This is a genomic window from Bradyrhizobium sp. SYSU BS000235, assembly GCF_049747295.1.
GTDB lineage: Bacteria > Pseudomonadota > Alphaproteobacteria > Rhizobiales > Xanthobacteraceae > Afipia.
Genome location: NZ_JBMHJM010000001.1, coordinates 801,858 through 813,530, shown reverse-complemented (window position 1 = coordinate 813,530; position 11,673 = coordinate 801,858). Strand labels below are relative to the sequence as shown.

Below are 11,673 nucleotides of genomic sequence, written 5' to 3'. Positions count from 1 at the left end.
GTTGGCCTACATCATGGTTATCAGCCGCGTCGTCGCGGCTGACAGGGCCGAGCCGACATGAACCGACGAAGACTGCTGCAATCGTTTTTCCTCGCTTTGCCAGGCGTGATGCCTTTGCGCGCGGCGTTGGCGCAGACGAGGCCTTCCGACAACAAGCCGGAATCCGACAAGCCCTTCGCCGAGCATTTCATCGCTCTGCAGTTGTCCGATTCCGATCCGAAAAAGGAGCGGCTGGTGCTGAGCGTGGCTAGCAATCTGCTCAAAGCCTATGGGCCGGATAAGATTGCGGTCGAAGTCGTGGCGTTTGGGCCCGGTATCGATCTGCTGCGAGACACCAATGAATACCGATCGTTGGTCGGCAGCCTTGTGACGCAAGGCGTGCGCTTCGACGTCTGCGGCAATACCCTCGACACTATCGAGCGGGAGACCGGCAAGCGCCCGGCGATCAACCCGCACGCCATTGAAGTTTTGGTCGGTGTTGGGCAAATTCTGAAATTAACCGAGAGCGGTTACACGCTCGTTCGTCCATAATTGGGGAGATTTGAAATGCGATCTTTGTTGAGTGCATTCGCGGCGGTGTTGATGCTGGCCGTGACAGCGTCGTCCGGCTTTGCGGCAGATGCGAAAGAGCATCGCGTAGCCATTCAGGTCGACCAGAACGATCCGGCGGTGATGAATCTCGCGCTCAACAATGCGACCAACATCATGGAATATTACAAGTCCAAGAACGAGGCGGTGCAGATTGATATCGTCACCTACGGTCCGGGCCTGCACATGCTGCGTGCGGACACATCGCCGGTGCACGACAGGATCAAGCAGATTGTGAATGCGAGCTTCCCTTCCACCATCAAGTTCTCCGCCTGCGGAAATACGAAGCAAGGCATGGAAAAGCACGAAGGCAAGGCAATCAGCATCATCCCGGAGGCTGAAGTGGTGCCATCCGGCGCGGTGCGGCTGAGCGAGCTGCAGGAGCAGGGATGGAGCTATCTGCGGCCTTGATGCTTTCTATTTTAGAGGCCGGTCTCTGCTGAGCAGAGTAGCCCAGCTTCGCATGATCATGTCGCGCGGCGAGCCGTCCACGAGGATGGCGATGCCGAGCCGCGCGCCGAGCACCATGCCGCCAACCGCGAAAGGCCAGGACAGGGCGAGCATCGATCCGGCGCTCAATCCCTGGCCGATGGTGCAGCCGCCGGCGAGAATGCCGCCGATGCCCATCAGCACCGCGCCTGAGAGGTGGCGCCGCATCTCGTGGTCGTCGTCGAATGCCTCCCAGCGCAATTCGTCGGACCACCAGGCAGCAGTGCATGAGCCGGCGATGACCCCGAACACGCTGCCGACACCGAAATCGGCGAAGCTGGAAACGTTCAGCAGCCCAGCAAAGATTGCTTTCCCAACCGTTGAAACGAATGTGAGGCTCTGTGGGCGCGGCGGGCCGGCGAAGTCGTCTGTCATCCCGACCGTGACGAGCCATCCCGCAACGATCAGCAGGCCGAGCACGATGCCGGCAGTGAGCAGGCGTGGCGTGCGCCGCAGCCGTGGATCGCCAAGCGCAAACCAGCAGAGCGCGGCGCCCGCAACCGCGGCGATGATGGCACGCACATTAAAGCCGACTGCGCGGGACGAAAGCGATGCGATCTCGGATGTCGCGCCTTCCGGCATCGTGATCGCCAAATTCTCCAGCACGCCGATGCGAAAACCGGAAAACACGCCGCGCAGCGTCGCGTAGGCGGTCGCGCCAAGCACGAGGACCACGATCAGGCCGCGCAGGTCGCCGGTGCCGAGCCGGACGAGCGAGCCAAAGCCGCATGTGCCGACCATGGCCATGCCCATGCCAAACATCACAGAGCCGATCAGAATCGACACCAGGGGGAGCGCGGTCGGCGCGAAGGTGGTTTGTTCGGGATCGAGAACACCCGCAATGACCAGAGCCTGGGTGCCGAGTATGGCGATGCCGAGCGCAAGGCCGAAAATGCGCAGCCGCCGGCTATCGCCGCCCATCAATGCGTCTTCGACGGCACCAAACGTGCACAGCCGCGCATAGCGCACGGCGAATCCTGCCACTGCGCCGATGGCGAAGCCACCCAATGCTTGTATCCAGGCAGACATATCCTGCATGGATCGTCCTCCCGTCTTCGGTGCAGAGTTCCAGCCTTGCGGGCCATTCCACATCCGCCTGCCGGGATTGGCAGGTTTATTTTTTGTCGGCAGCCGTGTCGGGCGCGCAGAAGATGTCGTAGACGACCGAGATCACCCGGCGCACATCGTCGTCGGCAAGGCTGTAATAGATCGTCTTGCCGTCGCGCCTCGTGTCCACCATCCCGTCGTAGCGCAGCCGCGCGAGCTGTTGTGAAACCGCGGATTGGCGCAATGAGAGAATGTTTTCGAGCTCCGTCACCGACCGTTCGCGCTCGGCCAGCAGGCAGAGCAGCAAGAGCCGGTTCTCGTGCGACAAGGCTTTCAGGAAATTGCTGGCCTTGCGGGCCTTGCGCATCAACTGGTCGAGTTCCGGCGAATACTCAGCGCCGTCGCGAAGTTCAGTTTCCAAGTCGGATGAAAGGATCGATGTCATGGCGGTCAATATCGCTCAGATTCGATTGGTTTCATGCAATGGCGGGGCAAGCTTCGCCGCAAGCGCGTCCAGTAATCCCCAGAACGAGTCGTCGTTGCTATAGCCGGTAATGCGTCCCACCTCGCGACCGTTATCCACCACCACGAAGGTCGGCGTGTAGCGTATCGGCGAGGCGAGGGTAACGCCACTGCTTCTCTGGTTCTGGATGTCGATACGACGCAGCGGCAAAGCTTGGGCTTCCGGCGTCTTTCCATAAAGCGAGCCGACATCGCGGTCCCACCGCTGGCAATAGACGCAGCCCGCCTGCTCAAACATCACCAGTTCGGATGCCTGCGCTACGACGGGCAAAAGCATACCTGCCGCGACCACTGCGGCGACCAGAATTGACGTTTTTGCGAATGTCCTTGCAAACATATGCTACATATATACGAATTCGCATGTTTCTGCCAGTGTGGTGGCAAGCTCATACGAATGTCAGAACCGGGACACTCGAGGCCGGAAAATCCGTGGTTTCTTCCATTTCTTTCATCGGAGCGATGGGCGCGGGACTGTTGTCATTCCTGTCGCCATGCGTTTTGCCCCTCGTGCCACCGTATCTGTGCTTTCTGGCCGGGATCAGTCTCGAGGATCTGACGCGGGACGACAAAGCGTCCCAATGGAAGCCCAATTGGCGCGTGGTGGTGCTTGCGTTTGCTTTTGTGCTCGGCTTCGCGACGGTCTTCGTTGCACTCGGCGCGTCGGCTTCGGTTCTGGGCAAGGTCGTCACGGCACATTTTGACACCCTCGCCATCATCGCGGGCCTGCTGATCATTGTGCTCGGCCTGCATTTTCTCGGTGTCTTCAGGATCGGACTGCTGTTTCGCGAGGCGCGCTTTCAGACCGCGCGCAAGCCGGCGGGTTTAGTGGGGGCCTATCTGGTGGGGCTGGCCTTCGCGTTCGGCTGGACGCCCTGCGTGGGGCCCGTGCTTGCTACTATCCTGATGGTCTCCGGTGTCGAAGCATCGGCCGTACGAGGCGCGCTGTTGCTCGGGGCGTATGCGCTCGGGATCGGGATTCCCTTTCTGCTGGCATCGCTGTTTTCCGGCGTGTTCATGCGATTGATGCAGCGGTTGCGCGCGCACATGGCCGCTATCGAGAAGGTGATCGGTGGCGCACTTGTTCTGACAGGCGTTCTGTTTTTGACTGGCGGTATGCCGCATATCGCAGGCTGGCTGCTTGAGACATTCCCGACCTTCGGGTCGATCGGCTGACATCTGGAGAACTGCTCGTGCCGACACAAAAGGGCTTGATGACGAGACGACAAGCAGTCGCTGTACTTGGTGCCGGAGCGCTGAGTCTGCGCGTCGCGCCGGCATTCGCAAAGGCGACGCTGAGCGACGACGGGCTTTACCAGATGGACTGGTATCTGGAGAGCTTCCTCGATGTCTCCGAGGATCTCACGGGAACGACCGCGAAGGGCAAGCGCTTCGCGATCATGTGGGGGCTAAAGGGTTGTCCCGCCTGCAAGCGGATGCACCAAGTCCACATGATGGACCCGAAGATCGAGAGCTATATCCGCGACAACTTCGAGATTCTTCACCTCAACCATATCGGTTCGCGTGAAGTGACCGATTTCGACGGTCGCAAGCGAAGTGAAAAAGCCTTCGGTGAATCTTATGGAATTCGCTTCACCCCGACGATCCAGTTTTTTCCGGAAACGGCCACGGGCCTTGCTGCCTTGAGCGGACAGGCGCGGGAAGTGGCGCGCATGCCGGGGTTGCTCGAGCCCACGGAATTTCTCGCGATGTTTCGATACGTGCGCGAGAAAGGCTATAAGTCCGCGCCGTTCCCCGAATGGCTCAAGAAGCAGGTGTAAGGTTACGCCGCGCCGCGCTTCAGAAATCCAGCTTGTCCTGAATGGCGGCAATGCCCGCCTTGGCGCAGGCTTCGTCCGCGTCGCCCCCCGGTGCGCCGGACACGCCGATGGCACCGAGTGTTGAGCCGCTCGCCTCAATCATCAGGCCGCCGCCGATAATCACCACGTTCGGCAGATTGCGCAGGCCAGCCTGCATCATTCCCGGCTGGCTGATGGCGTTGAGCTCAGACGTGCTGTTACGAAATGTCGCTGCCGTCCATGCTTTGCCTGTTGCAGTGGGCGGTGTGTGAGGTCCGGCAAAGCGATCGCGCAGCAGAATTTGCGGCGTGCCGAAACGATCAACCACGGCGACCGCAACCTGATAGCCGCGCTTCTGGCATTCGGCGAGGGCCGCGCGTGCGGCATCCAGGGCGATCTCAAGACCGAGCGACTTGTAGGTGACGGTCGCCTCCTGGGCCCGCACCGGAGACGAGATGAGGATGCACAGCGCGGACGCAGCGAACAGGTGTTGCAGCCTCATCTCTCACTCCATGTCACGGATGTTATGATCGCTTACTTGTTGACCGGAGATTCCGGATCGAACAGGAACGCGATGATGTCCTTGATCTGCTGTTCGTTCAGCACATGGTTCACGCCGAAACGCGGCATGTTCGAACACGCGTAAAGCGCCTGCGAGTCATAGACCTTGGTGTAAGCGCGCTTGATCTCTTCCGGATCGTATTTGCGGTCCTTACCGTAGTGCGTAAGGCTTGGCCCCAGCGTGCCGAAGCTGAGCTCTTTCTGCTCCATCTGGTGGCAGGCGTAGCAGTTGCCGCCGCTCACAGTGTCCGGCGGATCGGAGAATTGTCCGCCGCGGCCGTTGTTGGCGATCTTTGCGCCCGACTTCCAGTCGCCGAGGAGTTTTCCGTCGGCGGGATAGACCACGCGTGCCAGTTCCCGTGCCGTGATCTTGTCTGCTTCCGCGGAGGGGACCTCGTTATGATATTTGTTGCAGGTCTTCAGCGTCTCATCCGGCTGAATACGGGCTTGCCATTCCGGCGGCGCCTTGCCGAAGGTCGATTTCAAATAGGATTCAACCACAGCAGGATCGACCGGCTTGCTTGCGGTCTGTGCCGATGCAGCAAACGGAAGGCTTGCGAATGTGCCAGCCGCAATCGCGAGCGCAGCAAGTTTCAAAGAGATCTTCATGTTGCGCTCCTTACCGCTTGATCGAGGGGACATTGATTTCGCCGCCGGCCGCCTGCTTCTGCAGGAAGACCGTCAACGCGGTAAGGGCATCAGATCCGTATTCCGGTACGGGCCAGCGTTGCTGGCGATAACAGTCCCACAGGCGATGCTGCATGGTGCGCACGGCGCTTTGCGACACACGATAGGTCGGCCATCCGCCCATTGTTTCTTGTGCGGGTTTGCCGGGCTTCGAGAGGTTTGGCAGCCCTTGAAGACGGATGCGCTTGCCTTCCTCGGCATGGCAGGTCGCGCAGGAAAAATCGTTCACGCCGCCGCGGGTGTAGAACAGAGCCTCGCCGACCGCCGCCATTTCCTGTTCTTTCGGATGGCTCAGCGGGATGTCGATCTTCATGCCGCTCGATTTGTTGGCGATAAAGGCGACAAGGTCTTGCATGTCAGACGGTTTGCCGGGACCGGAGAAACGGCGCGCAACGACATCCTTGGTGTCGAGGCCCTGAACGTTCTGCATGCACCACAGCAGCCGTTGTTCGAGGTCCATAACTTTGTCAGCATCAGCGAAATAGCGCGGCAGTTTCGCAAACGCGCCTTCGAGCTTACCAGCGCCGAGGCCGAGATCGCATCCTTCAAGGGAGACGTTCTTCGTGCCGCGCTTTTCGCTCCACAGCGCTTCGCCACGGTCGACCGCAAGGAAACCGGGATTGGACATGGGGTCGGAGATCATCTCGCGATAGCGCTCGATCTCCTTTTCAGCTGCATCCTGGGCACGAACGGTAACGTTCGACACAAAAAGCACTGCGACGGCTATCGCCGACCAGATGATGGTCCGTTTCATAAAGTCTCCTCCACTCCGTAAGACCGTCTTTTGCGGTCCTCGCGGCTTTCACCTCAGCCCGAACATCTTTACATTCAAGAAAAACAATATAATGATGTGAGCAGATCATGATAGATCGCACTCGTCATCGTCAAGCGATACTATCGTCAGGGACGAAGAAGAAGTCCCAGGAGGAATTTTGATGAATTTCAAGCAGGTTGAACCAACTCGTCGCGAAGCGCTGACGCTTGCGGCCGTCGCGGGACTGGCGGCGTTTCTCGCGCCGAAGATGCTGCTCGCGGACGAAGCCGCGGTCGCAGCCGAGATCAAGAAGCTCTACGGCGACAAGAAGATGGAGAGCGGCAAGGTCAAGCTCGACGTGCCTGAAATCGCTGAAAACGGCCTGGTGGTTCCGATCAACATCGAGGTCGAAAGCCCGATGACCGATTCGGATTACGTTAAGGCCGTGCACGTGTTCGCAGACGGCAACCCGCTGCCGGGCGTCGTCTCCTATAAGTTCACGCCGGCTTGCGGCAAGGCATCCGCCTCGACCCGCATGCGTCTCGCGCAGACTCAGAACATCGTTTGCATCGCTGAAATGTCGAACGGCAACCTGCACATGGCGAAGTCCAATGTGAAGGTGACCATCGGCGGCTGCGGCGGCTGATCAATCCGCCAACCGCGTCAACAGCAAGCAAATTCAGGCAAGGAATTTTCCCATGGCCAACAAACCTACCCCTCGCGTTCGTGTTCCGGCTTCGGCAAAGCCCGGCGAGCTGATCGAGATCAAGACTCTCATCTCGCATGAAATGGAATCGGGGCAGCGCAAGGATTCATCCGGCAAGATCGTGCCGCGCAAGATCATCAACAAGTTCGCCGCTGCCTTTAACGGCAAGACGGTGTTTGAAGCTGACTGGAATCCCGCCATCTCGGCAAATCCCTATCAGTCGTTTTTCTTCAAGGCGTCCGAGAGCGGCGAGTTCACCTTCACATGGAAGGATGATGACGGCTCGGATTACACGGCGACGAACAAGCTGACCGTCGCCTGACGACTGGTTTCCCGGCGCGCGACTCTGAGGGTTGCGCGCCAAGAGGGAGCTGGCAGAGCTTCAAGACAAATGGCCTTCCTGTGAAAGGCCCAAGAACGACCCAGGGTGGATCGATGATATCGAGGCGGGAATTCCTGCAGGCGACGGCGGCTGCGTCTGCGTTGATGATTGGCAGCGGTGCAGGATCGTTGGGACGCGCGGCTGCCCAACAACGCCTGACGCAAGCGGACATCACGCGGTTCGATCCGCTCGGTACCGTCACGATCCTCTACATTGCGGATACACATGCGCAACTGATGCCGGTGTATTTCCGCGAGCCGTCGGTCAACCTTGGCGTGGGCGAAGTGCGCGGGCTGCCGCCACATCTCACCGACGGAGAATTCCGCAAATACTTTAACATCGCTGCCGGTTCGGCGGATGCCTACGCGTTGACGGCGGATGATTTTGTTGCGCTGGCCCGCAACTATGGGCGCATGGGCGGCATGGACCGCATCGCCACGCTGGTGAATGCGGTGCGTGCGGAACGCGGCGAAGACAAGGTGCTGCTACTCGATGGCGGCGATGCCCTGCAGGGAAGCTGGACCTCGCTGCAGACCAAGGGCCAGGACATGGTGGATATCATGTCGGCGCTCAAGCTCGATGCTTTGACGGGACACTGGGAGTTCACTTACGGCGACGAGCGGCTGAAGGAAATCGTCGACAAGGCGCCATTTGCGTTCCTCGCGCAGAACGTCCGCGACAACGAATGGCAGGAGCCGGTGTTCGACGCGCGCAAAATGTTCGAACGCGGCGGTGAGAAAGTTGCGGTGATCGGCCAGGCTTTGCCGCGCACGGCGGTGGCCAATCCGCGCTGGATGTTCCCGAAGTGGGAATTCGGCATTCGTGAGGAAGACATCCAGAAGCAAATCGACGAAGCGCGTGCCGATGGCGCCACCGTTGTCGTGCTGCTTTCGCACAACGGCTTCGACGTCGATCGCAAGCTTGCGGGCCGTGTAAAGGGGCTCGATGTCATCCTGACAGCGCACACCCATGATGCGATGCCGGGATTGATCCGGGTTGGCGAGACGGTGCTGGTCTCTGTCGGCTCACACGGGAAGTTCCTGTCCCGCCTCGACATCGAGGTGAAGGACAAGAAGGTCAAGGACGTTCGTTTCAAGCTGATGCCGGTGTTCTCGGATGCGATCAAGCCGGATGCGGCGATGACCGCACTGGTTGAAAAGGTGAGGGCGCCGTTCGCAAAGGATCTCGCGCGCACCATCGGCAAGACGGATTCGCTGCTCTACCGTCGCGGTAACTTCAACGGCACGTTCGACGATCTGATCTGCAATGCGATGCTGTCCGAACGCGATGTCGAGATCGCGCTGTCGCCGGGTTTCCGCTGGGGCAGTTCACTTCTTCCGGGTGACGCGATCACCTGGGAAGACGTCACCAATGAGACCGCGATCACCTATCCGAATTGCTATCGCAACGAGATGACCGGTGCACAGCTCAAGGACGTGCTGGAAGACGTCGCCGACAACATCTTCCATCCCGATCCTTACTTCCAGGGCGGTGGGGACATGGTTCGCATCGGCGGTATGGGCTATGCGATCGATGTGTCGAAACCGATGGGATCACGCATCTCCGAATTGACGCATCTCAAATCCGGCAAGCCGATTGAAGCATCGAAAACCTACACGGTGTCGGGTTGGGCCAGCGTGAATCAAAACACGCAAGGGCCGCCGATCTGGGATGTTGTCGCTTCCCATATTTCGAAACAGGGCACGGTGAAGATCGAGCCGAACACTGCGGTGAAGGTGACGGGAGCCTGATCATGGCAATTCATCGCGCCGAATTGCGAGCAACACATTCACATATTGGGATAAATAGAAAGGATGCCGCATGAGTGACAAATCATCTGCGGATATTCTCAGCCGCCGCCGTTTTCTCGGTGGTGCAGGTGTTGCCGGAGCCGGCGCTGTGTTGTCGGCCATTCCAGCGGTGGCAGGTGAGGCCGCCAAACCCGATCCGATGATCACCGAGATCCAGGATTGGAATCGGTATCTCGGCGACGGCGTCGATAAACGCCCCTACGGCATGCCGTCGAAGTTCGAAAAGAACGTCATTCGCCGCGATGTGTCGTGGCTGACGGCCTCCGCGGAATCTTCCGTCAACTTCACGCCGCTGCACGAGCTCGATGGCATCATCACGCCGTCGGGCTTGTGTTTCGAACGGCATCACGCGGGGGTCGCAGAGATCAATCCTGCCGATCATCGCCTGATGATCAACGGCATGGTCGAGAAGCCGCTGGTCTTCACGATGGACGACATCAAGCGCATGCCGCGCGTGAACAAGATCCACTTCCTCGAGTGCGCAGCCAATTCCGGGATGGAGTGGCGCGGTGCGCAGCTCAACGGCTGCCAGTTCACCCACGGCATGGTGCACAATGTCATGTACACCGGCGTCCGATTGAAGACACTGCTGGATGAAGCGGGCCTCAAGCCGAACGTCAAATGGCTGATGCTGGAAGGCGCTGACGCTGCGGGCATGAATCGTTCATTGCCGATCGAGAAGGCGCTGGACGATGTCATCCTTGCGTTCGCCATGAACGGCGAAGCACTGCGGCCGGAACAAGGTTATCCGCTGCGTGCGGTTATTCCCGGCTGGGAAGGCAATCTCTGGGTCAAATGGATTCGCCGCATCGAAGCCGGCGACCAGCCATGGCAGACCCGTGAAGAGACCTCGAAGTACACCGACCTTCTGGCCGACGGTCGTTCGCGCAAGCATACCTTCATCATGGATGCGAAGTCGGTGGTGACCAATCCGTCGCCGCAGGCGCCGCTGAAGGCCAAGGGGCGGAACGTCTTGAGCGGCTTCGCGTGGTCCGGGCGCGGCACGGTCAAGCGCGTCGACGTCTCGATGGATGGTGGCCGCAACTGGCAGACCGCACGGATCGATGGACCGGTGCTCGATAAGTCGATCGTGCGATTCTACGTCGATTTCGACTGGAACGGTCAGGAACTGATGATCCAGTCCCGGGCGATGGATTCCACCGGCTATGTGCAGCCGACCAAGGACGAACTGCGCAAGGTGCGCGGCGTGAACTCGATCTACCACAACAACGGCATCCAGACCTGGCTGGTGCGCTCGAGCGGAGAAGCCGAGAATGTCGAGATTGGTTAAACTCTTCGCCGTTGCTGCGTTATGTGGCGCTGCTGTTGCAGCGGTCACACCGGACGTCTCGGCGCAGCAAATTGCCACACGGCAGCCCGCCGCGTCTTCACCTAAGCTGGGCCTCGGACGTCCCGCATTGCCTGAGGAAATCAAGGCGTGGGACACCGATGTCCGGCCAGACGGCAAGGGCCTTCCAGTCGGCAAAGGCACGGTAAAGCAAGGAGACGCAATCTTCCAGGCGCAGTGCGCGACTTGTCACGGCGAGTTCGGTGAAGGCGCTGGCCGCTGGCCTGTCCTTGCAGGCGGCGCGGGTACTTTGAAGGCCGATCGTCCCGACAAGACGGTGGGATCGTTCTGGTCGGATCTGTCAACCGTGTACGACTATATCCATCGCGCGATGCCTTACGGCAATGCGCGCTCCCTGTCGGATGACGATGTTTATGCGCTGGTGGCCTACATCCTGTCGATGAATGACATCATCAAGGACGAGAATTTCGAGCTGAATGAGAAGAATTTTACCTCGATCAAGATGCCGAATGCGGATGCTTTCTACGATGACGATCGCGAGACTGCCGAAAAGAAGTTCTGGAAGAAAGATCCGTGCATGAAGGATTGCCGCAGCGCGCCGAAGGTAACGGGGCGAGCCATATCAGTTGACGTGACGCCGGATAACAAGGCCGGCCCGAAGGTCGATTGATGACGTTGCTGAACCCGCCAGCAGTGATCGTTGTCCTGCTGGCGGGTTCAGTTTTCAATACGGCGTCCGCAGGCGACCGTGAATTGGGCCAGTATCTTTCGGCTGAATGCGTCGCCTGTCACCAGGCATCCGGAACCGCCGCAGCCGGGGTCCCGTCAATCGTCGGTTGGCCGGAAAGCCAGTTCGTCGCTGTGATGAACGCGTACAAGAACAAGCAGCGCGACAACCCCGTGATGCAGACCGTCGCGGGACGACTTGCCGCAGATGATATAGCTGCACTCGCGAGCTATTTTGGAGGACTATCACCCACGACGAAATGACGTCTTCGAACGTCATTCAATGATCGGAGGG

General features: G+C 59.5%; 16 protein-coding genes. 10 read left to right on the top strand and 6 right to left on the bottom strand.

Features of this window, described 5'->3' with window-relative positions; genetic code table 11:
- Positions 1-57: 57 nt before the first annotated feature.
- Together ACP0KA_RS03750 and ACP0KA_RS03745 are read left to right on the top strand one after the other, a co-directional pair.
- Positions 58-531: a hypothetical protein gene (locus tag ACP0KA_RS03750; protein WP_424627496.1), complete on the top strand. Its 474-nt coding sequence runs from the start codon at positions 58-60 to the stop codon at positions 529-531.
- A gap of 15 nt (positions 532-546) precedes the next feature.
- A complete protein-coding gene (locus ACP0KA_RS03745; protein WP_424627495.1) occupies positions 547-999 on the top strand; it encodes a hypothetical protein in 453 nt (150 codons plus the stop codon).
- Between the two features lie 6 nt (positions 1,000-1,005).
- Here ACP0KA_RS03745 and ACP0KA_RS03740 read toward each other — a convergent pair whose 3' ends face one another.
- The 3 genes from ACP0KA_RS03740 to ACP0KA_RS03730 form a co-directional block, all read right to left on the bottom strand.
- Positions 1,006-2,115, bottom strand: coding sequence for a YeeE/YedE family protein (locus ACP0KA_RS03740; protein WP_424627494.1), 1,110 nt, complete (start codon positions 2,113-2,115; stop codon positions 1,006-1,008).
- A 76-nt stretch (positions 2,116-2,191) separates the two neighbouring features.
- The gene (locus tag ACP0KA_RS03735) at positions 2,192-2,569 is read right to left on the bottom strand and encodes a metalloregulator ArsR/SmtB family transcription factor (protein ID WP_424627493.1); all 378 of its coding nucleotides are present in this window, start codon (positions 2,567-2,569) and stop codon (positions 2,192-2,194) included.
- Positions 2,570-2,584: 15 nt separating this feature from the next.
- Positions 2,585-2,983, bottom strand: a complete 399-nt coding sequence (locus ACP0KA_RS03730; RefSeq protein ID WP_424627492.1) for a thioredoxin fold domain-containing protein — start codon at positions 2,981-2,983, stop codon at positions 2,585-2,587.
- Between the two features lie 92 nt (positions 2,984-3,075).
- Here ACP0KA_RS03730 and ACP0KA_RS03725 point away from each other — a divergent pair, with 92 nt between their 5' ends.
- Both ACP0KA_RS03725 and ACP0KA_RS03720 read left to right on the top strand, forming a co-directional pair.
- The gene (locus ACP0KA_RS03725; RefSeq protein ID WP_424627491.1) at positions 3,076-3,819 is read left to right on the top strand and encodes a cytochrome c biogenesis CcdA family protein; all 744 of its coding nucleotides are present in this window, start codon (positions 3,076-3,078) and stop codon (positions 3,817-3,819) included.
- Positions 3,820-3,857: 38 nt separating this feature from the next.
- Positions 3,858-4,424, top strand: coding sequence for a SoxW family protein (locus ACP0KA_RS03720; protein ID WP_424631480.1), 567 nt, complete (start codon positions 3,858-3,860; stop codon positions 4,422-4,424).
- A 19-nt stretch (positions 4,425-4,443) separates the two neighbouring features.
- Here the strand turns inward: ACP0KA_RS03720 and ACP0KA_RS03715 are convergent, their stop codons facing one another.
- Genes ACP0KA_RS03715 through soxA form a run of 3 tightly spaced genes read right to left on the bottom strand, consistent with a single transcriptional unit; the run spans position 4,444 to position 6,444 of the window.
- Entirely contained in the window at positions 4,444-4,944 is a 501-nt protein-coding gene (locus tag ACP0KA_RS03715) for a GlcG/HbpS family heme-binding protein (RefSeq protein WP_424627490.1), read from the bottom strand.
- Positions 4,945-4,976: 32 nt separating this feature from the next.
- The gene (gene soxX, locus ACP0KA_RS03710) at positions 4,977-5,612 is read right to left on the bottom strand and encodes a sulfur oxidation c-type cytochrome SoxX (RefSeq protein WP_424627489.1); all 636 of its coding nucleotides are present in this window, start codon (positions 5,610-5,612) and stop codon (positions 4,977-4,979) included.
- A 10-nt stretch (positions 5,613-5,622) separates the two neighbouring features.
- A complete protein-coding gene (gene soxA / locus ACP0KA_RS03705; RefSeq protein WP_424627488.1) occupies positions 5,623-6,444 on the bottom strand; it encodes a sulfur oxidation c-type cytochrome SoxA in 822 nt (273 codons plus the stop codon).
- Positions 6,445-6,625: 181 nt separating this feature from the next.
- Here soxA and soxY point away from each other — a divergent pair, with 181 nt between their 5' ends.
- The 6 genes from soxY (at position 6,626) to ACP0KA_RS03675 (ending at position 11,642) form a co-directional block, all read left to right on the top strand.
- Entirely contained in the window at positions 6,626-7,090 is a 465-nt protein-coding gene (gene soxY / locus ACP0KA_RS03700) for a thiosulfate oxidation carrier protein SoxY (protein WP_424627487.1), read from the top strand.
- Between the two features lie 52 nt (positions 7,091-7,142).
- Positions 7,143-7,472, top strand: a complete 330-nt coding sequence (soxZ, locus tag ACP0KA_RS03695; RefSeq protein ID WP_424627486.1) for a thiosulfate oxidation carrier complex protein SoxZ — start codon at positions 7,143-7,145, stop codon at positions 7,470-7,472.
- Positions 7,473-7,585: 113 nt separating this feature from the next.
- Positions 7,586-9,283 carry a thiosulfohydrolase SoxB gene (gene soxB / locus ACP0KA_RS03690; protein WP_424627485.1) on the top strand — a complete coding sequence of 566 codons (1,698 nt, stop codon included), beginning with the start codon at positions 7,586-7,588 and terminating at the stop codon, positions 9,281-9,283.
- 70 nt (positions 9,284-9,353) lie between these two features.
- The gene (gene soxC, locus ACP0KA_RS03685) at positions 9,354-10,634 is read left to right on the top strand and encodes a sulfite dehydrogenase (RefSeq protein WP_424627484.1); all 1,281 of its coding nucleotides are present in this window, start codon (positions 9,354-9,356) and stop codon (positions 10,632-10,634) included.
- A complete protein-coding gene (locus tag ACP0KA_RS03680; protein ID WP_424627483.1) occupies positions 10,618-11,322 on the top strand; it encodes a c-type cytochrome in 705 nt (234 codons plus the stop codon). The genes soxC and ACP0KA_RS03680 overlap by 17 nt, the downstream gene beginning before the upstream one ends.
- On the top strand, positions 11,322-11,642 hold the full coding sequence (locus ACP0KA_RS03675; protein WP_424627482.1) for a c-type cytochrome: 321 nt from the start codon (positions 11,322-11,324) through the stop codon (positions 11,640-11,642). The genes ACP0KA_RS03680 and ACP0KA_RS03675 overlap by 1 nt, the downstream gene beginning before the upstream one ends.
- Positions 11,643-11,673 lie beyond the last annotated feature (31 nt).